Below are 21,939 nucleotides of genomic sequence, written 5' to 3'. Positions count from 1 at the left end.
GGAGGCTACTCCTGTGGTCAGACCACATCAAGGGGTACGGATGCAGATCGCCGGGACCGCGGGTAGCATGGCGGGATGCGTGCTGACACCACCCCCACCACCTCCGTCCCGTCGACCGACGCGGATGAGAAGACCCCCCTCGCCGTCATCTCCGGCGGCGGCGGATGCTGCGGCGGAAGCGCCTGCGGCACCAGCGGCGACTGACCTTCTCCGCCTTCCGGCGATGACCGACGCGCAACTGCAGATCACTCCGCGCCTCGCGCGCGTTCTGATGTCGGAGGAGGCCATCTACGGACTGATCCTCGTCTCCGGGATGATCGTCGTCAGCGGATCGGTGATCGGAACCTCGGTGAACGCCTTCCTCACCGTCGCCGTGACGGTCGTCGTCTTCTACATCGCCCACGTGTACGCGGGGACGCTGGGTCGGCTCGCCGCGACCGACGGACGTTCCGGAATGCGCCGGAGCCTGCGAGCCGCGGCGCGACAGTCAGCGGGGATGCTGGTCGCATCCGCGGGACCGCTCGTGGTGCTTCTGCTGGGTGTCACCGAAGTGATCGATGACACCTTGGCCATCTGGACGGCACTCGTGATGTGCGCCGTGATCCTCGGCATCCTGGGTTGGCTCGCCGTCGCCAAATGGACCCACCACTGGTACACGCGTCTGCTGAGCGCGACCATCACAGCGGGCTTCGGCGGCGCGATCATCCTCTTGAAGGCGATCATCCACCACTGATCACCAGCCGGCGCGATCCGCCGGTGCGGCGAAGACCGGCTCAGTGCGTGGCGATGACGGGGGCGTCCTCCGCGATCTCGTCCGCGGGTTTGCGGATGAGGAATGCGCCGATGAGAAGCGGGAGCGAGAGCACCGCCGCCACGAGGAACGCCGCGCGCGTGCCCGCGGCGCCTGCGGCCGCCTCCTCGAGCCCAGCGGACACGCCTGCGGCGGTGACGGCGGACATGATCCCGATGAGGAGGGCGATTCCGGCCGCACCCGCCACCTGCTGGATGGTGCCGACGATCGCCGAGCCGTAGGAGTAGAACCGTCGCGGCAGCGAGCCGAGGGAGGCGGTGAACAGCGGCGTGAAGGACAGCGCGAGGCCCAGCGACAGCACCGTCTGGGCGACCGCGATGAACCACACCGGGGTGGTCTCGGTGTAGGTCGTGTACGTCCACAGCATCGCGCTCGTGATGACGGCCCCCGGCACGAGCAGGATCCGCGTTCCGAAGCGGTCGTATATCCGCCCGATGATCGGCCCGGCGAGGCCCATGGCCAGGGCACCGGGGAGCACGATGAGGCCGGTCTCGAGGGCGGAGATCCCGACGACGCGCTGGAGGTAGAGGGGCAGAACGGTGATCGCCCCGAAGAAGGCCAGGGACATGATCGCCATCTGCGTGATCGACAGGGAGAAGTTGAGCGAGCGGAACACCCGCAGATCGAGCAGGGCATCGTCGGTCCGCTGCAGGCGGATCTGCCGCCAGACGAACGCGGCGAGCGAGAGGCTGCCGACTCCGAGGGCTGCGGCGAGGGTGAGTGACGCGGTCGTGGCGTCGGCGGCGGCGCTCTCGGCCGTTTCCGCTCCGCCGTGTCCGCCTCCCCCGAGCAGGCTGAGGCCGTAGACGAGACCGCCGAAGCCGAAGCCGGAGAGGATGACCGAGGGGATGTCGATGGCGACGCGCGTGGTCTCGCCCAGGTTCCGGATCCACATCGCTCCGGCCGCCAGCGCCAGGAGGGCGATCGGCAGGACGATGCCGAAGATCCAGCGCCATCCGACGGTGTCGAGGACGAGCCCCGCCATGGTCGGACCGATGGCGGGCGCCAGCGAGATCACGATGCTGACTCGCCCCATCATGCGGCCGCGGGAGTGGGCGGGCACGACGTTCATGATCGTCGTCATGAGCAGGGGCATCATGATCGCGGTGCCCGAGGCCTGGACGACGCGCGCGATGAGCAGGAGCGGGAAGCCGGGCGCGAGGAAGGCGATGAGGGTGCCGAGGGAGAACAGGCCCATCGCCGCGATGAACATCACCCGCGTGGGGAAACGCCGCAGCAGGAAGCCTGTGATGGGGATGATCACGGCCATCGTCAGCATGAACGCGGTCGTGAGCCACTGCGCGGCCACGGCGGTGATCCCGAAGTCGTCGATCAGGTGGGGGATCGCCACCCCCATCGTGGTCTCGTTGAGGATGGCGACGAACGCCGCCGCAAGCAGCAGCCAGATGACGCGCGACTCTTCACGGGTGATCGTCGCACCCGACGCGGGCGCGGCGACGGGGGCGGTCGCGGGTGCGGCCATCGGGAACTCCTCGAGATCGTCGGGGCCACCCGGAGATGGCAAGCCCCCAGGATAACGGCGTGCTCCGACACGGCATTCCCGGATCCGTGGAACGATGCGAACCATGAGCGATCTGCGCCCGCATCACACCGTGGTGCTCCGGCTGTCGACCGCCGCGGGGATCGGCATCCTGATCACGGTCGCCCTCGTCCCCGTGCTGGGGATCGCCGCCGCGCTCCTCGCCGGGTGGGCGGCGCTGGCGGCCACCGCCGTCGTCTGGGTCGTGCTGGTCGTGTGGCCGATGGATGCCGCGGCGACGCGCGCGCACGCGACGACCGAGGATCCCGGTCGGTCGGTGGCCCGGGTCGCCGCCCTCGTCGGAAGCGTGGCCAGTCTCGGTGCGGTCGCCGTCGTGCTCGTGCAGACCGATCGCGCGGGGGAGGTGACCTCGTGGATCCTCGCGGCCATCGCCCTCCTGAGCGTGGCGGCGTCGTGGCTGCTGATCCAGACGGACTACATGCTGCGCGTCGCCCACCTCTACTACTCGGATCCGGTGGCGGGCATCGACTTCAACCAGAGCGAGGATCCGGCTTACTCGGACTTCGCCTATTTCTCGCTGGGGGTCGGGATGGGCTACCAGGTGGGGGACACGAGTGTCCGGTCGAACGAGATCCGACGGCTGGTCATCCCGCAGGCGCTGCTGGCGTACATGTTCGGCGCGGTCATCATCGGAACGGTGGTGAATCTCGTCCTCGACCTCGGGTGAATCCGCGGTGACTAGGCTGACGCCGTGAGTATGGGTATGCGCGGCGGCGGACCGGGTTTCCGGCCGATCGACACCGACGCGCAGCGCCGGGCGAACGCGCAGGCGCCGAAGATCCCCGACCTCGGCCGGCGCGTGGTGGCCCTCTTCCGCCCGTACCGGTGGAGCATCCTGTTCACCGGAGTGCTGGTCATCGTGGGTGCGGCGATCGCCGTCGTCCCGCCGCTCATCGTGCAGCGGATCTTCGACGATGCCCTCTTCCCGGTTGCCGGCGGCGGACCCGATGTGCCGCTGCTGTGGCGGCTGGTCCTGATCATGGTCGGGATGTTCCTGCTGTCGGCGGCGCTCGGCGTCGTGCAGACCTGGCTGACCTCGACCGTGGGCAATCGGGTGACCGGAGACCTGCGGGTGCGGCTGTTCGAGCATCTCCAGGCGATGGAGCTCGGCTTCTTCACCCGCACCAAGACCGGCGTGATCCAGTCGCGCCTGCAGAACGACGTCGGCGGGGTGTCCGGCGTCCTCACCAACACCGTCACCAGCATCCTCGGCAACGTCGTCACCGTGATCGCCTCCCTCGTGGCGATGATCATCATCGACTGGCGACTCACGATCATCGCCGTCGTCCTGATGCCCTTCCTCGTGATCGTCCAGCGTCGTGTCGGACAGGTGCGGGCACGGATCGCCGCCGAGACGCAGGAATCGCTGTCGGAGCTGACCGCGATCACGCAGGAGACGCTGAGCGTGTCCGGCATCCTCCTGTCGAAGTCCTTCAACCGTCAGCGCACCGAGTCGGCGCGCTACACCGAGGAGAACCGCAACCAGGTGCGCCTGCAGGTACGGCGCGCCATGAGCGGCCAGGGCTTCTTCGCGGTCGTGCAGGTGCTGATGGCGAGCGTCCCGGCCGTGGTCTACCTGGTGGCCGGATATCTCGTCACCGGTTCCGTCGACGACACGATCACGGCGGGTACGATCGTCGCCTTCACGACCGTGCAGGCCCGCCTGCTCCAGCCGCTGATGGGCCTCATGCGGGTGGCGCTGGACCTTCAGACCTCGGCCGCGCTCTTCGCCCGGATCTTCGAGTATCTCGACCTCGTCCCCGCGATCCGGGACGCCCCGCAGGCCCGTGACGTCGCCGAGGCGCCGGGGCCGGTGGGGCGTATCGAGTTCCGCGACGTCGTCTTCCGCTATCCGGATGCCGCTCCCGACGCGCGCCCGACGCTCCGGGGCATCGACTTCGTCGCCGAACCGGGCCAGCACGTCGCCTTCGTCGGCCCGTCGGGCGCGGGCAAGACCACGATCCTCTACCTCACGCCCCGCATGTACGAGGCGTCTGCGGGCGCGGTCCTCTTCGCGGGGATGGACGTCCGTGCGCTGCGGCAGGAGTCGATCATCGACAGTGTCGGCATCGTCTCGCAGGAGACGTACCTCTTCCACGCCACGATCCGCGAGAACCTCCGGTACGCCAAGCCCGACGCCACCGACGACGAGCTCGTCCGGGCCTGTCGTGCGGCCAACATCGACCACGTCATCTCGGGCTTCGCCGACGGGTACGACACGGTGGTCGGCGAGCGCGGATACCGGCTGTCCGGTGGCGAGAAGCAGCGGATCGCGATCGCGCGGGTGCTGCTGAAGGACCCGCCGGTGCTCCTCCTCGACGAGGCCACGTCGGCGCTGGACACGGTGAGCGAGCGGGTCGTCCAAGAGGCGCTGGACGCCGCCGCCCGCGGGCGGACGACACTGTCGATCGCGCATCGGCTGTCCACCGTGATCGGCGCCGACGTCATCCACGTGGTCGAGGGGGGACGGATCGTCGAGTCGGGGACGCACGCGTCGCTGATCGCGGCGGGAGGGCTCTACGCGGAGCTCGCCGCGGAGCAGCTCGCCGCATCCCGCATCCTCGCGGCGGAGGAGGCGGAGGCACCGGCGGACCATCCGGACCGTCGTGCGGACCGACCTCCGGAGGGGCGGACCGATGAGAGCCCGGCGCCGGAGTCCGTCGCGGCGGATGGTCCCGAGCCGGCGTGGGTTCCGCCGGCGGTTCCCGGCGCCTGAGTCGCTCGTCGTCTCCCGCGTCTGCGTCTCACCACAGGCGCGCTGCGTCGAGGGCGCGCTCGCGTGCGGCATCCGTGCTCCGCGGTACCGCCATCCGGTCATCGAGGGCACGGACGAACGTTCCGAGGTGCCGTCGGTAGGCGTCATCGGGGTGAATGCGCGCAATCTCGATCAGCGGGGGCAGATCGAGCTCCCGGATCAGGTCGACGCGGGCGCGGATCGCCGCCGTCTGGCCCGCGGACGCGAGGACGTCGAGCCCGCCTCCGAGGGCGTCGAGGTAGTCGCGCAGGATCGGCAAGGCGTCCTTGCGCTGCGTGATGGAACTCCCGTCGGCGCGCTCGCGCCACTCCACCACGACGTCCGGGATCGCATCGATCGTCCGCGCGCGCGTGTAGAGCTGTTGGGCGACGACCTGATCCTCGTAGGCCCGTCCGACGGGGAAACGGATGCCGGTGCGGTGCCACAATTCCGTCCGGCTCGCCTTGGACCAGGCCACGATGTTGCCCGAGACGTCCGGGTGCTCGCGCAGGCTGACAGCCTCGCGCGCGGGCACGGTCGATCGTGCGACCCACGGCTGCACCGTGCCCGGCGTATACCCGCCGGCGGCGGTGGGGCGCAGGCGCACGTAGGCCCCCACGACGAGATCGCTGCCGGTGCGCTCGAGCGTCTCGATCCACCGGCGGAGGGCGGACGGGGTCATCCGGTCGTCGGCGTCGAGGAAGGCGAGGAAGGGCGTGCGCACCGCGTCGATCCCGGCGTTGCGCGCCGCACCCAGGCCCTGTCGCCTCGCGTGGCGGATCACGGTGAACCGCGCATCGCGCGCGGCGGCCTCATCGAAGATCGCCCCGGTCGCGTCGCGGGAGGCGTCGTCCACGAGGATCGCACGCCAGGCGGGCATCTCCTGGGCCTCGAGAGAGGCCACCGCCTCCGCGGCGAAGTCGGCGACGTCGAATCCGGGGACGACGACGGTGACGAGAGGGCGGCTCACGCGCCCGATTGTACGGCCGTCACCGACGCCGCCACCGCATCCACGATCGGGGGGATCGCGGCGGTGAATCCGTGCGGCAGGGTGATGCGGACGGCCGTACGGGCGACATCGGCGTCCAGACCGATCGCGGTGAGGACGTGGGACGGCTCGTCGCTGCCGGCCGCGCACGCGGATCCGCTGGAGGAGACGATGCCGCGCCGCTCCAATTCGAGCAGGACCGCCTCGCCGCTCGACCCGGGGAACACGAAGCTCGCCGTGCCCGGCAGACGGTGGTGCGGGTGGCCGGTGAGGCGCGCGGCCGGCACGGTGTCGAGCACACCGGCGATGAGGGCGTCCCGGGCGGCACCCACCCGCGCGGCATCCGTCGCCCTCTCGCGTTCGGCCAGCTCCAGGGCGGTCGCGATCGCCACGGCGCCCGCGACGTTCTCCGTTCCGCTCCTACGGCCGCGCTCCTGGCCTCCGCCGTGCAGCACGGGCTCGAGCGGAATACGCCCGCGGACCGCCAGGACCCCGGTCCCCTGGGGGGCGCCGATCTTGTGGCCCGACAGCGACAGGGCGTCCGCTCCGGTCGTCGGGCGGTCGATCGGCAGCCACCCGGCAGCCTGGACGGCATCCACATGGAGGGGGATGCCGCGCGCCGCCAACGCCGACGCCACGGACGGGACGTCCTGCACGGTGCCGATCTCGTTGTTGGCGTACCCGAGGGTGACCAGCGCCGTGTCCGCCCGGACGGCCGCGAGGACGGCATCAGGATCCACGCGACCGTCGGCCCCCACGGTGACGGAGGTGACGTCGAATCCGTGGAAGCGTCGCAGGTGATCCGCGGAGGCGAGCACCGACTCGTGCTCGATCGTCGTGGTGATCAGATGGCGGCGCTCGCGGTGCGCGAGGGCGGCGAGTGAGATCCCCTTCACCGCGAGGTTGTTCGCCTCGGTGCCGCCGGAGGTGAACACGATGTCGCCGGCGCGGACGCCGAGTACCCCGGCCACCCGCGCGCGGGCGTCGGCGAGCACACCGGCGGCGCGCTCGCCGACGGTGTGATGGCTGGAGGGGTTCCCGAATCCGTGGGCGAGGTGGGGGAGCATCGCCTCGAGCACCTCACGGCGGACGGGAGCCGTCGCGGCGTTGTCGAGGTAGAGCACCTCAGACCGGTTCCGGGGCGCGATCGACCCGGACGTCCAACCCGAGGTCGAGGGCGCGGGCGGAATGCGTGAGCGCCCCCACCGAGATCACGTCGACGCCCGTCTCGGCGATCGCCCGCACCGTCTCCAGGGTCACGCCGCCGCTCGCGTCGACGGTCGCGCGGCCGCCGACGATCTCGACCCCCCGACGGAGGTCGTCCAGAGAGAAGTTGTCGAGCATGATCGTGCCGATCCCGGCGGCGAGCACCGCCTCGATCTGATCCAGACTGTCCACCTCCACCTCCACGTGCGTGGTGTGCGGCAGGCGGGCGATCATCTGCTGCAGCGCCTGGGTGACCGACAGGCCCTCCGCGAGGAGGACGGCGAGGTGGTTGTCCTTGGCCATCACCGCGTCCGAGAGGGTCCTCCGGTGATTGTGGCCGCCGCCGCACGACACCGCGTGACGTTCGAATGCCCGCAGGCCCGGAGTGGTCTTGCGTGTGTCCGCGATCCGCGCGCCGGTGAGCGCGGTCTCGGCGACGTACTGCGCGGTGAGGGTGGCGATGCCGCTCATCCGCTGGGTGAAGTTGAGCGCGACGCGCTCGGCGGTGAGGATCCCGCGCGCGGGGCCGGTCACGGTGGCCAAGTGAGCGCCGGCCTCGAACGCCTCGCCGTCCGAGATGTGGAGGTCGACCGTCACAAGCGGATCGGTCAGGGCGAAGGCGGCGCGGAAGACTTCTCCACCCGAGAAGACGCCTCCTTCCCGTGCGACGAGCTCGGCTGTCGCGGTCGCGTCCGCCGGGATCAGGAACGCGCTCGTGATGTCGCCCCAGGGGGCGTCCTCCTCCAGGGCGAGGGCGACGGCGCGGTCGATGACCGATCGGGTGAGCATCAGCTGCTTCCTTCCACGACGAGGTTCGGTGCGGGCGATCGGGGCGTGGGCGCGGTGTCGCGACGATAATGCGCTCCGACCGAGAGGGTGCGCGCCCGCGCCGCCGCGACGAGGTGGGCGGCGACGAGGAGCAGGTTCTCGTCCTCGTACTCCTTCTCGCGGCGGGGCGTTCTCGGCTGGGCGCGCCACGCGGCGATGAGGGCCGCCGTGTGCGCGAGCCCGCCGTCGTCCCGGACGAGTCCTGCTCCGTCCCACATCGCTCGCTGCAGCAGTGGACGGGAGAACGCCGGGACGGGGTCGGGGAACGGCGACGACGAGGGGTCGGATGCCGCGGAGTCGGATGCTGCGGGCGCGGGCGCGATCCCCGGTCCCGTCCACGCGTCTTCGTCGGCGTCGCCGGCGATCACGTCGCCGGCGCGGGCGCCGAAGACGGCACCCTCGAGGAGCGAGTTGGACGCGAGGCGGTTGGCTCCGTGGACGCCGGTGCGCGCGGTCTCGCCGACCGCGTACAGCCCCGGAACGCTCGTACGACCGTGGAGATCCGTCACGACGCCGCCCATCAGATAGTGCGCCGCGGGGGTGACGGGAATCGGTTCGCGCGACCAGTCGAGGCCCCGTTCGCGGACGGCGGCGTCGATCGTGGGGAAGCGACGCGCAAGGTACGACGCTCGGGCGCTGGCGTCGCACGGGTGCAGCGGCGAGACGTCGAGGAGGACCGGACGACCCCCCTGTTCCTCCATCCGACGCGCGATCGCCCGGGCGACGACGTCGCGGGGTGCGAGTTCGCCGTCGGGGTGGGCGTCGAAGACGAACCGGCGGCCGTCGTCGTCGATGAGGATCGCCCCTTCGCCGCGGACCGCCTCCGAGACGAGGAACGGGGTGCCGACCGCGATGGTCGTCGGGTGGAACTGGACGAACTCCAGGTCCGCGACCGCCGCTCCCACCCGGAGCGCCGCGGCGATGCCGTCGGCGGTGGCCACGTCGGGGTTGGTCGAATGGGCGTACAGTTCGCCGGCGCCCCCGGTGGCGAGGACGACGGCATCCGCATCCAGCCGCAGTCGGTGGCCTTCGGCGTCGTCCGTCTCCCCGATGAGGAGGTCGACGCCGACGACGCGGTCCCCGTCGCGGATCAGGTCGACGAGGAAGGCGTGCTCGAGGATGCGGATCTCGGCGGTGCGGAGGGCTGCGACGAGGGCCCGCTCGATCGCGGTGCCCGTGGCGTCGCCGCCCGCGTGCAGGATCCGCGGGTACGAGTGCGCAGCCTCGAGGCCCTTGACGAGCGTGCCGTCGGCGGCGCGATCGAAGGCGACCCCGAGGGCGATGAGCTCACGGATGCGGGCCGGACCCTCCTCGACGAGAACGCGGACGGCAGCCGGGTCACCGAGGCCGGCGCCGGCGATCAGGGTGTCCTGCAGGTGCGCATCGGCGCGATCGTCGGGGAACATCACCCCGGCGATGCCGCCCTGGGCGTAGCGGGTGTTGGCGTGTTCGAGCACGTCCTTCGTCGCCAGGGTCACCCGGCATCCGGCGTCGGCGGCGTGGAGGGCCACGGTCAGCCCCGCGATTCCGGACCCGACGACGACCACGCGCACCGGAGCCCGCCCGGACGTCATGACGCGTTCTCCCACCCCGCGGCGACCTCCGGAGACGCCGCCGCGGGCTTGGCGGCGAGCATCCGCTCGAGAGCGACCCGTGCGGGCTCTGCCACCTCGCCGGTCACGGTGATCCGATTGCGCACCTCCCCGGCGACGAGGCCCTCGAGCACCCACGCGAGGTAACCCGGGTGGATGCGGTACATCGTCGAGCACGGGCAGACGACGGGGTCCAGGCAGAAGATCGTGTGCTGCGGGTGGTCGGCAGCCAGGCGCTGAACCAGATTGACCTCGGTGCCGATGGCGAAGGTCGTCGGCTCTGTGGCGGCGGCGATGGCGCGGCGGATGTGATCGGTGGAGCCCGCCTCGTCGGCGGCGTCGACGACGTCCATCGGGCATTCCGGGTGGACGATGACGCGCACGCCCGGGTGGTCGCGCCGCGCCGCGGCGATCTGTTCGACGGAGAACCGGCGGTGCACCGAGCAGAACCCGTGCCAGAGGATCACGCGGGCGTCTTCCAGGGTCCGGGTGTCAGAGCCGCCGAACGGACGGCGCGGGTTCCACAGCGGCATCTGCTCGAGGGGCACGCCCATCGCCTTCGCGGTGTTGCGACCGAGGTGCTGGTCGGGGAAGAACAGCACGCGCCGGCCGCGGGCGAAGGCCCACTCCAGGACCGTGCGCGCGTTGGAGGAGGTGCACACGATGCCGCCGTGACGACCGACGAATCCCTTGATGGCGGCGGAGGAGTTCATGTAGGTCACGGGGATCACCGGGACGCGCCCGGTCGCGTCTACGGCCTCGAGGTCGCCGTAGACCTCTTCGAGCTGCTCCCAGCACTCCTCGACCTGGTCGATGTCGGCCATGTCGGCCATCGAGCAGCCCGCGGCGAGGTTCGGGAGGATCACCGCTTGGTCGGGTCGGGAGAGCAGGTCCGCCGTCTCGGCCATGAAATGCACGCCGCAGAAGACGATCGCCTCGGCGTCCGGGTGCTCCAGAGCGGCGTTGGCGAGTTGGAAAGAGTCGCCCACGTAGTCGGCGTGGCGCACGACCTCCTGACGCTGGTAGAAGTGCCCGAGCACGACGACCCGGTCGCCGAGGGTTTCCTTGGCGGCGCGGATCCGCTCGTCGAGTTCTTCCTCCGAAGCGTCCCGGTAGGAGGCCGGCAGCTCTCCCTGGCGCGGTGCATCCGTCGGGATGACGTCCCCCATCGACGAACCCGGGCCGTAGCCGGGTCGCGCGTCGAAATCCCAGGGTGCGGCGGCCAGATCGGTGTTGCACGTCTGATCGAGGGATTCCCCCGACACGATCGCCTGGATGAGGTGATCGACGGAGGGCTGGCCGGCGGGCGGGGGCGTCAGGGCGATGTTGACGGCGGGCATGTCGTGCTCTCTTCAGTGCGGGGTCGACAGCGGGCCGCGATCGGCCAGTTCGACGTCCTGGTTGTAGCGGTAGAGCCGTGCGGGGCGGTGGCTCCCCGTGCGGTAGCGGTCGGTCGGGATGAGGGTTCCGGAGTTCTCCACCTGGCGTCGGAAGTTCGCGGGGTCGAGCTTGCGATCGAGGATCGTCTGGTAGACCTCGCGCAGTTCGGCGAGGGTGAACTCGTCGCCGAGCAGGCCGTGCGCGATGCGGCTGTAGCCGACCTTGTTCCGCAGCCGCCACAGCGCGTAGTCGACGATCTCGTTGTGGTCGAAGGCGAGCGGCGGCAGTCCCTCCGCGCCGAACCAGCCGACGTTCTCGATTCCGTCCTCGACGATCTCGTCGGGGCGGATGAGGGCCCAGTAGACGATGGACACGACACGGGTGGGGGACCGGTCGACGGCGCCGAACGCGTAGAGCTGTTCCAAGTAACTCGGGGCGAGGCCCGTGGTCTCGGCGAGGGTGCGCGACGCGGCGGAGCCGAGGCTCTCGCGGATATCGAGCCATCCGCCGGGGAGGGCCCATTGCCCCTCGTGCGGATCGCGGGTCCGCCGGACGAGGGGGAGCGTGACGGCGAGCGGGCCGTCGGGCTCGACCGGGCGCAGTGCGAAGATCACCGTCGACACGGCGACACGCGTGGCATCGCCCGCGGTGGCGTCGACGGCGGGCGTGTCTTCGACGGTAGTTCTTGTCATTTTGACCCTATCTCCGCGATCATCTTAGTGTCGCCATGACCAGAAGGTCAAACGCGGGTGCCGGTGCGGCAACGTCACAGGTTCCATGCGTACCCTGGGCTCTCCGTCGGCGTGCAGGAGGAGACCATGATCGTCGTCGACGTCATCCTCATCGCGCTGCTGATCGCGGCCCTCATCGGCGGCGCGGCGCGCGGCCTCTCCGGAAGCGTCGGCGTGCTCCTGGGGCTCGCCGCCGGAGGAGTGGGCGCATACTGGCTCGTCCCGCTGGTCAACGACATCTGGCCCTGGCAGGAGTGGCGCTCGCTCGTCGTCATCGTGAGCACCGTGCTCGTGCTGGTCCTCGGCGCGAGCATCGGAGGCGCCCTCGGCGCCTTCGTCCGACGCGGCGTCGACCGGACCCCGCTGCGCGCGATCGATCGGCTTCTCGGTGCCGCCACCGGCGTGCTCGTCGGCGCGCTCGCGCTGTCCCTCGCGGGCGGGACGATCGCGGCCACGGGCATGCCGGTGGTCTCCTCCGCCGTCTCGTCCTCCGCCGTGCTGCGCACCATCGACCGCCTCACCCCGCAGCCCGTCTCAGCGGCGATGGCGGAGCTCCGTGGGCTCGTCGTGGATGAGGGCCTCCCGCGGCTCGGGGAGCTCCTGGAGGTCACGGCGCCGCCGAGCGTGCCCCCGGTGGACCTCGACGATCCCGAGCTCGCGCGGGCCGCGGCATCCGTCGCTCGGGTATCGGGCACCGCGTACGCTTGCGGCACCAGCTCAACCGGCACCGGGTTCGTCATCGCGCCCGACCGGGTCGTCACGAACGCGCACGTCGTCGCCGGCGTCGACGCGCCGGTGGTGGAGCTCCCCGGCATCGCCGCGCGGGAGGGACGCATCGTGTGGTTCGACCCCGTCGACGACCTCGCCGTCATCGCCGTCGACGACCTCGGGGTGGCGCCGCTGCCGACCGTCGACACGTTGAGCCCCGGATCGGCGGCGGTCGTGCAGGGCTACCCGCTCGGCGGGCCCTTCACGATGATCAGCGCGGGCGTCCTGTCGGTGGGAACCGTGCCGGTGCCCGACATCTACGGCGACAGCTCCGCGCCCCGGGACATCTATTCGCTGCAATCGGCGGTGCGTCCCGGGAATTCGGGCGGGCCGCTCCTCGACGCGCAGGGACAGGTCGCCGGCGTGGTGTTCGCCCGCGGCGAGGACGACGCCGAACGCGGATACGCGGTGACCATGACCGAGCTCACGCCCGTGATCAACGCGGCACCGGGACTCGCGGATGCCGTTTCGTCCGGACGCTGCACGACCTGAGCGCTATGCTGGCCGCACAACTGCACATCCGGCCCACGACCCGGACGGGAGAGCCCTGGCTTCGGCCAGGCACCGAAGGAGCAAGCCTCCCCGCCAATCTCTCAGGTACGCGTACCGTCCCGGTCGGCCGACTCTGAAAAGCGATCCCGCCCGCGGGGTCCGCCGACGGTGAAAGCACGGTCCCGCCTCGCGCGGGTCGCGCGAAACTCTCAGGTTCATGACAGAGGGGGAGTTCGACGGCGTCATCCGACGTCGGCCCGCCCGACGCCGGGAGAACTCATGACCGATCTGCGCACCGCCCTCTACGACCGCCACGTCGCGCTCGGCGCGACCTTCACCGACTTCGGCGGGTGGTCGATGCCCGTCCGCTACAGCTCCGACCTCGCCGAGCACCACGCCGTCCGCACCGCCGCGGGCCTGTTCGACATCTCGCACATGGCCGAGTTCCGCATCACCGGCGCGGATGCCGGAGCATTCCTCGACGCCGCGCTCGCGGGTCGACTCTCGACGATGCCGATCGGCAAGGCGAAGTATTCGCTCCTGCTGAACCCGCAGGGAGGGATCGTCGACGACGTGATCGCGTACCGCCTGACGGAGGATCACTTCCTGGTGATCTCCAATGCCGGGAACCGCGCGGCGGTCGCGGAGGCGCTGCCCGCGCGTGCGCCGTCGTCCACGGAGCTCTCCATCGACGACATCAGCGACACGATGAGCCTCATCGCGGTGCAGGGGCCCGCTGCCGTGGAGATCGTCGCGGCGACGCGGGGCATCGAGCAGATGAGCCCGGCGCTCACGGACCTTCCCTCCTACGCCTTCTCGACGGCCGCGTTCCAGGGAAGCCCTCTCTTCGTCGCCCGCACGGGCTATACGGGGGAGGACGGATTCGAACTCCTCGTGGCGAACGAGGATGCCGCGGAGCTGTGGGACGCACTCGCGCTCGCCGGCGCACCGCTCGGGCTCGTTCCGGCCGGCCTCGCCGCGCGGGACACGTTGCGCCTCGAAGCGGGGATGCCCCTGCACGGACACGAGCTCACCGAGGACGTCCTGCCCACTCAGGCAGGGCTCGGGCGGACCGTCGCGACGGACAAGCAGGACTTCGTCGGCAAGGAAGCGCTGGAGGCGGCGTCCGAGGATCTGCCCGTCCTGGTCGGCCTCGTCTCGGAGGGACGCCGCGCCGGTCGCGCCGGGTACGCCGTCTTGGACGACGAGGATCGCGTCGGCGAGATCACCAGCGGCGCCCTGAGCCCCACCCTCGGGCATCCGATCGCGATGGCCTTCGTCTCGCCGGAGCGGAGTGCGCCCGGCACGTCCCTGACCATCGACGTCCGCGGGACGCGGATCCCCGCGACCGTCACCGCCCTGCCCTTCTACCGGAGGAAGAAATGACCGACATCGCCGCACTGAAGTACACCGCCGAGCACGAGTGGGTCGCCCTCGACGGCGACGTCGCCACGATCGGCATCACCGACTACGCCGCAGACAAGCTCGGTGACGTCGTCTTCGTCGAACTCCCCGCCGTCGCCTCGCCCGTGACCGCGGGAGCGGTCTGCGGCGAGATCGAATCGACGAAGTCCGTCGGCGAGCTCTACGCGCCCCTCGACGGGGAGGTGCTCGAGGTGAACGACGCGGTGGTGGACGACCCGTCGCTGGTGAACTCGGCCCCGTTCGGCGAGGGGTGGCTGCTGCGGCTCCGCGTGGATCCCGCCACCGTGGCCGACCTGATGGACCGGGACGCCTACGTCGCCCTGACCGGTGGCGACGCGTGAGCGACCGTTCCCTGCCGTCGGCACCGGCATCCTTCGTCGACCGTCATATCGGCACGGATGCCGCCGCTCAGCGCGCGATGCTCGACGCGGTCGGCTACGACAGCGTCGACGCGCTCGTCGACCGCGCGGTGCCCGCCGCCATCCGACAGCGCGCCACGGACGGCTCGGGCATTCCGCCGGCGGCATCCGAAAGCGAGGCCCTCGCCGAACTGCGCGCGCTCGCCGGACGCAACCGGTCCGCCCGTCCGATGATCGGGCTCGGCTACTACGACACGATCACGCCGTCGGTCATCTCGCGGAACGTGCTGGAGAACCCCTCCTGGTACACCGCGTACACCCCGTACCAGCCGGAGATCTCCCAGGGGCGCCTGGAGGCGCTGATCACCTTCCAGACAATGGTCGCCGACCTCACCGGGCTCTCAACGGCGAACGCGTCGATGCTCGACGAGTCCACGGCCGTCGTCGAGGGGATGCTGGTCGCCCGCCGGGCCTCCCGTGTCGCCAGCGACGTCTTCGTCGTCGACGCCGATGCCCTCCCGCAGACGCGGGCGCTCCTCGATGCGCGGGCCGAGCCCCTCGGCATCCGCATCCTCGAGCGGGACTTCGCGGCGGGTGAGACGCTGCCCGACGAGCTCTTCGGGGTGTTCATCCAGTACCCGGGTGCCTCCGGGCGGGTGTGGGATCCGTCCGGTGTGCTGGAGGCGGCGCATCTGGCGGGCGGGCTCGGTGTCGTCGCCGCCGACCTGCTCGCCCTGACTCTGCTGCGGTCGCCGGGCTCGCTCGGCGCCGACATCGCCGTCGGCACGACGCAGCGCTTCGGCGTGCCGCTCGGTTTCGGCGGTCCCCACGCCGGGTACATGGCCGTCCGCGCAGGGCTCGAACGCCAGCTTCCGGGACGTCTCGTCGGCGTCTCGCAGGATGCCGCCGGGCAGCCGGCGTATCGCCTGTCGCTGCAGACCCGCGAGCAGCACATCCGACGCGAGAAGGCGACGTCCAACATCTGCACCGCCCAGGTGCTCCTGGCCGTCATGGCGGCGATGTACGCGGTCTACCACGGCCCGGACGGCCTTCGCGGGATCGCATCGGCGGTGGCGCGGAAGGCCGAGACGCTGGCGTCGGCGCTCCGGGACGCCGGCGTCGACGTGGTCAGCGATGCCTTCTTCGACACGGTTCGGGTCCGTGTCGACGACGCGGCGGCGGTCGTCGCGCGTGCCCGCGAACGCGGCTACCAGCTCTGGGCGGCGGATGGGATGACGGTCGCGGTCTCCGTCGACGAGACCACGGACGCACGGGATCTGGCCGCGGTCGCGGCGGCGATCGCGGGCCGCATGGACGGCGGCGGACTCGGGGTCGGCCTGGCCTGGGAGGAGGCCCCGGCGCTCGCGGGCGTCGCGGCCGAGATGCATCGGGACGACGAGATCCTCACGCACCCCGTCTTCCGCTCCCACCATTCCGAGACCGCGATGATGCGCTTCCTCAAACGGCTGGCGGACCGCGACTACGCCCTCGATCGCGGCATGATCCCGCTCGGGTCCTGCACGATGAAGCTCAATGCGGCGACCGAGATGGCCGCGGTGTCGTGGCCGGAGTTCGCGCGCGTCCATCCGTTCGCGCCCGCCGACGATGTCCGGGGCTACCTCGCGCTGATCGACCAGCTCGAGGGGTGGCTGGCGGAGATGACCGGGTACGACGCCGTCTCGCTGCAGCCGAACGCCGGCTCGCAGGGTGAGCTCGCCGGCCTCCTGGCGATCCGCGGCTACCACCGCTCGCGCGGGGACGAGGGGCGCACCGTCTGCCTCATCCCCTCGTCCGCACACGGAACGAACGCCGCATCGGCGGTGCTGGCGGGCATGCGCGTGGTCGTCGTGGCGTGCGACGAGGCCGGCAACGTCGATCTGGACGATCTGCGCGCGAAGATCTCCGCGCACGCCGGGGACCTCGCCGCGCTGATGATCACCTACCCCTCCACGCACGGTGTGTACGAGCATGACGTGGTGGAGATCACAGACGCCGTCCATGCCGCCGGCGGCCAGGTCTACGTCGACGGAGCGAACCTCAACGCGCTCCTCGGCTACGCCCGCTTCGGTGACCTGGGCGGCGACGTGTCGCACCTCAACCTGCACAAGACCTTCGCGATCCCGCACGGGGGTGGCGGACCCGGGGTGGGCCCGGTCGCCGCGAAGGCGCATCTCGCGCCCTTCCTCCCCGGGCATCCGTTCGCGCAGGCCGAGGTGCACGCGGGAGGGGCCGTCTTCGCGGGCGGCCCGGTGTCGTCGGCGCCCTCCGGCTCGGCCGGCATCCTGCCGATCTCGTGGGCGTACGTGCGGATGATGGGCGCTGAGGGCCTCCGCCAGGCGACGGGGGCCGCGGTGCTCGCGGCGAATTACGTCGCGGCGCGGCTGAAGGACCACTATCCCGTCCTGTACGCGGGCGACGGCGGGCTGGTCGCCCACGAGTGCATCCTCGACCTCCGGCCGCTTCGCGAGCAGACCGGTGTCACCGTCGACGACGTCGCCAAGAGGCTGATCGACTACGGCTTCCACGCGCCGACGATGTCGTTCCCGGTCGCCGGGACGCTCATGGTCGAGCCCACCGAGAGCGAGGATCTGGCCGAGATCGACCGGTTCGTCGACGCGATGGTCGCGATCCGCACGGAAGCGGATCGGGTCGCCGCGGGGGAGTGGCCGGCGGAGGACAACCCCCTGGTGAACGCGCCGCACACCGCGGCATCCGTCATCGAGGGGGAATGGAATCACGCCTACTCGCGCGAGGTGGCGGTCTATCCCGAACGGGACCTGGTGCGCACGAAGTACTGGCCCCCCGTGCGCCGGATCGACCAGGCCTACGGAGACCGGAACCTCGTCTGCGCCTGCCCTCCCCTCGAGGCCTTCGCCTGACCCTTCGGCCTTCCTGCTGACCGCGAGACTGCATCCTCCGGTTGAGACTGCGTGCTGAGTGTGCCTTCTCGACCGGAGGATGCAGTCTCGTTGATCTAGGAGGGGGAGGGGGGCGTCAGCGCGGGGCGAGCGCGCGGCGCAGGGTGAGGAGGGAGGCGGTGTCTTCCCCCGCCACCAGCGGGATGCCGTGTCCGAGGAGGATGGCGCGCAGCGGGGCGAACGTCGTCGCCTCCGTCCACGACCAGTGGGCGACGGTGCGGACATGGCGGGACAGGCGGATGTCGCGATCGCGACGCTGCCGGAGCGCGCGCAGCGGATCCCCGAGCGACCCGTCGTACTTCAGATCGCCGTCCGCCTCTCCGAGCACCGACGACTCGGGCCACCAGAAGTCGCCGCGGTCGAGGACACCGTCGGTCCGGAACACCTTCTGGAGGATCGGGGGCGCGAAGCCGAGCCAGCGGATCACGCACCGGCTCACCGATTCGAGCGGCGACTCCGCCGCGGCGTCGGCCTCGCGGAGAGGGTCGCGCGCGCGTCGACGCCCGCGGCTGCTCTCGCGCTGCTCGTTGATCGCGGTCAGGATGTCGGTGCTCAGCGTGGGGTCCAGCCGCAGCGCGGCATCCGCTGTCGCCACGCCCACGGCCGGATGCCGGTGCCGCGCGAGGTCGACCGCGGTGTCAGCGAGCGATGTCACGGTGCGTCCGCCGGCGGAGACGAGCCGCCTGTCGCCGCACCCCGCGTGGACCCGGACCCCGCCGCACTCCCGACCCGTGGCCGTCGCGCCGCCGAGCGTGTGGACGGTGAGAGGGTCGCCGAAGACCGGGAGGCCGAGGAGAGCGCTCGCTGATTCCAGGCAGAACACCGCGTCGGGGCGCGTCATCGCGACAGCCTGGACGCGGGCGAGGTAGCGGCGCCACGGTGTCAGCTCCGCCCACTCCTCGGCATCCGCGTAGATGCCATCTCGGACGCGGTGCAACTGCCCTCGTGCCGCCGCCGCCGCCGGGCGGTGGAGGTCGGCGGCCCTGTGGAGCGCGAGCGGAGGTGACGGAAGCGTCAGTACGGGGTCCATCGCCCGAGTGTGGCTCCGCCGTGTCGGGCGGATGCCGCATCCCCGGCATTCTGTGGACATCCTCGCGCGCGAAGCCCGCCCTCGTCGTCTGTGGAGGACGCTCGCCGCGCCCTCTCTCTGTCACCGAGACTGCATCCTCCCGCCGAAACGGCGTGCGGCGCGTGCAGTCTCGACGGGAGGATGCAGTCTCGCGGTCAGGGGGAGGGAAAAGGGGGCGGTCAGGAAGGGCCGAAGAGGGCGGGCCAGAGGCCGACGGCGAGGGGGTAGCCGACGAAAGCGACGACGTCGATCAGCGTGTGCGCGATCACCAGCGGCATGACCCGGCCCCACCGGCGGTAGCACCAGCCGAACACCAGGCCCATGACGAAGTTCCCGATGATCGCACCGACGCCCTGGTAGGCGTGGTAGGCCGCGCGCAGGAGGGCGGTGGCGATGATGATGCTCCACCACGACCAGCCGAGGCGACGGAGACGGTCGAAGAGGTACCCGAGGAGGATCACCTCCTCGAGGAGGCCCGCGCGCACCGCCGCGAGCACCAGCACCGGCACGGTGAACCACGCGGCGTCGAGCGGCGAGGGCACGACCTCCACCGTGATCCCGAGGGCGCGTCCGACGAGATACAGCGCCAGACCCGGCACACCGATCACGATCACTAGCAGGATGCCGCGACCCAGGTCTCCGCCGAAGCGACGGAAGTCCAGGCCGATCCGTCGCAGCGCATTCGAGCCGGGTTCCCACAAGAGGTACACCACGAGCGCCACGAGGCAGAGCGAGAAGAAGATGCCGAGCAGCTGATACGTGAGATCCCACAAAGCGGCGGCGTCGCGCGAGGGATTCAGCTGCGTGCTCTGATCACCGATCGCGGCGTTCTCCGCGAGGGCGCGCTGTACGGTCCGGACGAACGACAGCACGCTGTAGATCGCCGACTGTCCCACTGTGAGCGCCAGGACGATACCGATCTCCCACCACAGACGGACCCGCGGCGGATCCGTGGGATTCCGCACATCGATCGGGGGTTCCATCGCGGTCACCTTGTCAGATTGTCACATCCCGACGGCGTTGAGTTAAGGCTCTGTAACGTTTTCCACCACTGTTTTGACCATCCCAGACCCCCCGCTTAGGGTTTCGGTATCCGCGCGCCGTCCTGCTCTGCTGGGCGTGCACGCACTACCTGCACAGGAGGAACAGTGAGAATGAAGCGCATCTCGACCGCGGTGGGACTCGCCGCAGTCGGCGCACTCGTGATTTCGGGGTGCACCCCGGCAGAGGACGGCGGCGACGACTCCGGTCTCGTCGAGGGCTCCTCGATCACGGCCGCGTGGAACCAGGCGTTCTACTCGATGAACGGCAACACGTCGTTCGGTAACGCCACCGCGAACAACAACATCAACTACTTGGTGCTCGACGGCTTCAACTACTACAACAACGTCCCGGAGCTGGTGGAGAACACCTCGTTCGGCACGTACGAGCTCGTCAACGAGGACCCGCTCACGGTGACCTACACGGTCAACGAGAACGCGGTGTGGTCCGACGGTGAGCCGATCGACGCCGCCGACCTCATGCTCAACTGGGCTGCGCTCTCGCGCGCGCTGGACACCCCGGACTTCAACCCGGGCGACTTCACGGACCCCGAGACCGGCGAGTTCACCGACGCGTTCCCGACCGACGTCGTCTACTTCGACTCCGGTGCGACCCCCGAGTCCGGCATGGGCCTCGTCTCCGAGACGCCCGAGGTCGGCGAAGACGGCCGCTCGATCACCATGACGTTCAACGAGCCCTTCGTGGACTGGGACCTGGTGTTCACCGCGCCGCTTCCCGCGCACATCGTGGCGAAGAAGGCCCTCGGCATCGAGGACAACGCCGAGGCCAAGCAGGCCGTCCTCGACGCGATCGAGGGCAACGACGCCGAGGCCCTCGCGCCGATGGCCTCGTTCTGGAACTCGGGCTTCAACTTCACCTCGATGCCCGACGACCTCGAGCTCGTCACCGCCAGCGGCCCATATATGATCAGCGACTTCCAGGCTGACCAGTTCATCACCCTGACGGCCAACCCCGAGTACGCCGGTGACAACACCGCGAACATCGAGGAGATCACCATCCGCTTCATCCCGGACCCGCTCGCCGCGGTCCAGGCCCTGGAGAACGGTGAGGTCGACATCATCCAGCCGCAGGCCACCGCCGACATCACCACGGCGCTCGAGGGCATCGACGGCATCACCGTGACCACCGGTCTCGGCGGAACCTACGAGCACATCGACCTGCAGTTCGACAACGGTCGCAACCCGGAGAACATCTTCTCGAACCCCCTCGTCCGCGAGGCGTTCATGAAGACCATCCCGCGTCAGGAGATCGTCGACACCCTCATCAAGCCGATCATCGGTGACGACGCGATCCTCCGTGACTCGCAGCTCTTCGTCCCCGGTGCCGCCGGATACGACGAGGCCGCCGCGAACAACACCTCGGCCGACTATGCAGCCGTCGACATCGAGGGTGCCGCCGCACTCCTCGCGGAGTCGGGTGTCACCAACACCGAGGTCTGCGTCCTGTACGCCTCGAACAACCCGCGTCGCGTCAACGAGTTCGCCCTCATCCAGCAGTCGGCGAACGAGGCCGGCTTCAATGTCACCGACTGTGGCTCCGAGGACTGGGGCGGCCTGCTCGGCACCCCCGGCGCCTACGACGCCTCGCTGTTCGGCTGGCAGTCCACGAGCCTCGGTGTGACCAACTCGCTGCCGACGTTCGTCACCGGTGGAATCAACAACCTGAACTTCTACTCGAACCCGGAGGTCGACTCGATCATCTCCGAGCTGAACACCACGTTCGACGCGGATGCTCAGATCGAGCTTCAGGTGGAGATGGACCGTCTGCTGTGGGAGGACTTCTACGGCGTCACCATCTACCAGTTCCCCGAGGTCACCGCGTTCAGCGACCGAGTGACCAACATCGACCCGTCGATTCTCGCGCCGACCATCTTCTGGAACGCGTGGGACTGGGAAGTCACGGACGCCGCCGCTGAGTGATCGTCTCGACCGCAGCCTGAGTCGGGTCTGATCCCGACACGCGCCACGGTCAAAGGGGTGCAGGTCCCTTTCGGGGACCTGCACCCCTCGCACGTT

At 70.4% G+C, this 21,939-nt stretch carries 18 protein-coding genes and 2 riboswitches; of the genes, 9 read left to right on the top strand and 9 right to left on the bottom strand.

The window, feature by feature from the left end; genetic code table 11:
• Positions 1 to 75: 75 nt before the first annotated feature.
• Both LTL01_RS14735 and LTL01_RS12390 read left to right on the top strand, forming a co-directional pair.
• The gene (locus LTL01_RS14735) at positions 76 to 204 is read left to right on the top strand and encodes a hypothetical protein (protein WP_257730661.1); all 129 of its coding nucleotides are present in this window, start codon (positions 76 to 78) and stop codon (positions 202 to 204) included.
• A 19-nt stretch (positions 205 to 223) separates the two neighbouring features.
• The gene (locus tag LTL01_RS12390) at positions 224 to 733 is read left to right on the top strand and encodes a hypothetical protein (protein WP_236968785.1); all 510 of its coding nucleotides are present in this window, start codon (positions 224 to 226) and stop codon (positions 731 to 733) included.
• Between the two features lie 40 nt (positions 734 to 773).
• Here the strand turns inward: LTL01_RS12390 and LTL01_RS12385 are convergent, their stop codons facing one another.
• Entirely contained in the window at positions 774 to 2,294 is a 1,521-nt protein-coding gene (locus LTL01_RS12385) for a DHA2 family efflux MFS transporter permease subunit (RefSeq protein WP_236968784.1), read from the bottom strand.
• Positions 2,295 to 2,397: 103 nt separating this feature from the next.
• On the opposite strand from LTL01_RS12385, the gene LTL01_RS12380 reads away from it, so the two are divergent.
• Complete coding sequence (locus LTL01_RS12380; RefSeq protein ID WP_236968783.1) at positions 2,398 to 3,039, top strand: DUF1345 domain-containing protein; 642 nt, start codon at positions 2,398 to 2,400, stop codon at positions 3,037 to 3,039.
• A gap of 30 nt (positions 3,040 to 3,069) precedes the next feature.
• Complete coding sequence (locus tag LTL01_RS12375; protein WP_236968861.1) at positions 3,070 to 5,088, top strand: ABC transporter ATP-binding protein; 2,019 nt, start codon at positions 3,070 to 3,072, stop codon at positions 5,086 to 5,088.
• Between the two features lie 28 nt (positions 5,089 to 5,116).
• Here LTL01_RS12375 and LTL01_RS12370 read toward each other — a convergent pair whose 3' ends face one another.
• Genes LTL01_RS12370 through LTL01_RS12345 form a run of 6 tightly spaced genes read right to left on the bottom strand, consistent with a single transcriptional unit; the run spans position 5,117 to position 11,792 of the window.
• Positions 5,117 to 6,076, bottom strand: a complete 960-nt coding sequence (locus tag LTL01_RS12370; RefSeq protein WP_236968782.1) for a glycosyltransferase family 2 protein — start codon at positions 6,074 to 6,076, stop codon at positions 5,117 to 5,119.
• The gene (locus LTL01_RS12365; RefSeq protein WP_236968781.1) at positions 6,073 to 7,218 is read right to left on the bottom strand and encodes a cysteine desulfurase family protein; all 1,146 of its coding nucleotides are present in this window, start codon (positions 7,216 to 7,218) and stop codon (positions 6,073 to 6,075) included. The genes LTL01_RS12370 and LTL01_RS12365 overlap by 4 nt, the downstream gene beginning before the upstream one ends.
• A gap of 1 nt (position 7,219) precedes the next feature.
• Positions 7,220 to 8,089: a carboxylating nicotinate-nucleotide diphosphorylase gene (nadC, locus tag LTL01_RS12360; protein WP_053548912.1), complete on the bottom strand. Its 870-nt coding sequence runs from the start codon at positions 8,087 to 8,089 to the stop codon at positions 7,220 to 7,222.
• Complete coding sequence (gene nadB, locus LTL01_RS12355) at positions 8,089 to 9,702, bottom strand: L-aspartate oxidase (protein ID WP_236968780.1); 1,614 nt, start codon at positions 9,700 to 9,702, stop codon at positions 8,089 to 8,091. Before nadB ends, nadC begins: the two co-directional genes overlap by 1 nt.
• Positions 9,699 to 11,060: a quinolinate synthase NadA gene (nadA, locus tag LTL01_RS12350; protein WP_236968779.1), complete on the bottom strand. Its 1,362-nt coding sequence runs from the start codon at positions 11,058 to 11,060 to the stop codon at positions 9,699 to 9,701. Before nadA ends, nadB begins: the two co-directional genes overlap by 4 nt.
• Before the next feature lie 12 nt (positions 11,061 to 11,072).
• Positions 11,073 to 11,792 carry an NUDIX hydrolase gene (locus LTL01_RS12345; protein WP_236968778.1) on the bottom strand — a complete coding sequence of 240 codons (720 nt, stop codon included), beginning with the start codon at positions 11,790 to 11,792 and terminating at the stop codon, positions 11,073 to 11,075.
• 126 nt (positions 11,793 to 11,918) lie between these two features.
• On the opposite strand from LTL01_RS12345, the gene LTL01_RS12340 reads away from it, so the two are divergent.
• The 4 genes from LTL01_RS12340 to gcvP all read left to right on the top strand — a co-directional run bounded on the left by LTL01_RS12340 (position 11,919) and on the right by gcvP (position 17,754).
• The gene (locus LTL01_RS12340; RefSeq protein WP_236968777.1) at positions 11,919 to 13,091 is read left to right on the top strand and encodes a MarP family serine protease; all 1,173 of its coding nucleotides are present in this window, start codon (positions 11,919 to 11,921) and stop codon (positions 13,089 to 13,091) included.
• A 35-nt stretch (positions 13,092 to 13,126) separates the two neighbouring features.
• Positions 13,127 to 13,218, top strand: a riboswitch (glycine riboswitch).
• Positions 13,219 to 13,325, top strand: a riboswitch (glycine riboswitch). It abuts the riboswitch before it with no gap.
• 45 nt (positions 13,326 to 13,370) lie between these two features.
• On the top strand, positions 13,371 to 14,477 hold the full coding sequence (gene gcvT, locus LTL01_RS12335) for a glycine cleavage system aminomethyltransferase GcvT (protein ID WP_236968776.1): 1,107 nt from the start codon (positions 13,371 to 13,373) through the stop codon (positions 14,475 to 14,477).
• Positions 14,474 to 14,857 carry a glycine cleavage system protein GcvH gene (gene gcvH, locus LTL01_RS12330; RefSeq protein ID WP_236968775.1) on the top strand — a complete coding sequence of 128 codons (384 nt, stop codon included), beginning with the start codon at positions 14,474 to 14,476 and terminating at the stop codon, positions 14,855 to 14,857. The genes gcvT and gcvH overlap by 4 nt, the downstream gene beginning before the upstream one ends.
• A gap of 77 nt (positions 14,858 to 14,934) precedes the next feature.
• Positions 14,935 to 17,754 (top strand): aminomethyl-transferring glycine dehydrogenase, encoded by a 2,820-nt coding sequence (gcvP, locus tag LTL01_RS12325; protein WP_236968860.1) that lies wholly within the window; start codon positions 14,935 to 14,937, stop codon positions 17,752 to 17,754.
• Between the two features lie 115 nt (positions 17,755 to 17,869).
• Here gcvP and LTL01_RS12320 read toward each other — a convergent pair whose 3' ends face one another.
• Both LTL01_RS12320 and LTL01_RS12315 read right to left on the bottom strand, forming a co-directional pair.
• Positions 17,870 to 18,823: a hypothetical protein gene (locus tag LTL01_RS12320; RefSeq protein WP_053548917.1), complete on the bottom strand. Its 954-nt coding sequence runs from the start codon at positions 18,821 to 18,823 to the stop codon at positions 17,870 to 17,872.
• 218 nt (positions 18,824 to 19,041) lie between these two features.
• Entirely contained in the window at positions 19,042 to 19,845 is an 804-nt protein-coding gene (locus tag LTL01_RS12315) for a CPBP family intramembrane glutamic endopeptidase (RefSeq protein ID WP_236968774.1), read from the bottom strand.
• Between the two features lie 171 nt (positions 19,846 to 20,016).
• Between LTL01_RS12315 and LTL01_RS12310 the strand changes: the two genes are divergently transcribed.
• Complete coding sequence (locus LTL01_RS12310; RefSeq protein ID WP_236968773.1) at positions 20,017 to 21,843, top strand: ABC transporter family substrate-binding protein; 1,827 nt, start codon at positions 20,017 to 20,019, stop codon at positions 21,841 to 21,843.
• Positions 21,844 to 21,939: the final 96 nt, after the last annotated feature.

Origin of the sequence: Microbacterium aurantiacum, assembly GCF_021654035.1 — a bacterium.
In the GTDB taxonomy this organism is placed as follows: domain Bacteria; phylum Actinomycetota; class Actinomycetes; order Actinomycetales; family Microbacteriaceae; genus Microbacterium; species Microbacterium aurantiacum.
The sequence above is the reverse complement of the archived record's forward strand: the minus strand, read 5'-3'. Positions and strand labels throughout refer to the sequence as shown.

What these genes read in the sequence shown, in the direction of transcription:
- LTL01_RS12385 (WP_236968784.1), bottom strand. Translation starts at nt 2,294, where the DNA reads ATGGCCGCACCCGCGACCGCCCCCGTCGCCGCGCCCGCGTCGGGTGCG.
- gcvT (WP_236968776.1), top strand. Translation starts at nt 13,371, where the DNA reads ATGACCGATCTGCGCACCGCCCTCTACGACCGCCACGTCGCGCTCGGC.
- LTL01_RS12320 (WP_053548917.1), bottom strand. Translation starts at nt 18,823, where the DNA reads ATGGACCCCGTACTGACGCTTCCGTCACCTCCGCTCGCGCTCCACAGG.
- LTL01_RS12375 (WP_236968861.1), top strand. Translation starts at nt 3,070, where the DNA reads ATGGGTATGCGCGGCGGCGGACCGGGTTTCCGGCCGATCGACACCGAC.
- LTL01_RS12340 (WP_236968777.1), top strand. Translation starts at nt 11,919, where the DNA reads ATGATCGTCGTCGACGTCATCCTCATCGCGCTGCTGATCGCGGCCCTC.
- LTL01_RS12345 (WP_236968778.1), bottom strand. Translation starts at nt 11,792, where the DNA reads ATGACAAGAACTACCGTCGAAGACACGCCCGCCGTCGACGCCACCGCG.
- gcvH (WP_236968775.1), top strand. Translation starts at nt 14,474, where the DNA reads ATGACCGACATCGCCGCACTGAAGTACACCGCCGAGCACGAGTGGGTC.
- LTL01_RS12380 (WP_236968783.1), top strand. Translation starts at nt 2,398, where the DNA reads ATGAGCGATCTGCGCCCGCATCACACCGTGGTGCTCCGGCTGTCGACC.
- LTL01_RS12315 (WP_236968774.1), bottom strand. Translation starts at nt 19,845, where the DNA reads ATGGAACCCCCGATCGATGTGCGGAATCCCACGGATCCGCCGCGGGTC.
- LTL01_RS12310 (WP_236968773.1), top strand. Translation starts at nt 20,017, where the DNA reads ATGAAGCGCATCTCGACCGCGGTGGGACTCGCCGCAGTCGGCGCACTC.
- nadB (WP_236968780.1), bottom strand. Translation starts at nt 9,702, where the DNA reads ATGACGTCCGGGCGGGCTCCGGTGCGCGTGGTCGTCGTCGGGTCCGGA.
- nadC (WP_053548912.1), bottom strand. Translation starts at nt 8,089, where the DNA reads ATGCTCACCCGATCGGTCATCGACCGCGCCGTCGCCCTCGCCCTGGAG.
- nadA (WP_236968779.1), bottom strand. Translation starts at nt 11,060, where the DNA reads ATGCCCGCCGTCAACATCGCCCTGACGCCCCCGCCCGCCGGCCAGCCC.
- gcvP (WP_236968860.1), top strand. Translation starts at nt 14,935, where the DNA reads ATGCTCGACGCGGTCGGCTACGACAGCGTCGACGCGCTCGTCGACCGC.
- LTL01_RS14735 (WP_257730661.1), top strand. Translation starts at nt 76, where the DNA reads ATGCGTGCTGACACCACCCCCACCACCTCCGTCCCGTCGACCGACGCG.
- LTL01_RS12390 (WP_236968785.1), top strand. Translation starts at nt 224, where the DNA reads ATGACCGACGCGCAACTGCAGATCACTCCGCGCCTCGCGCGCGTTCTG.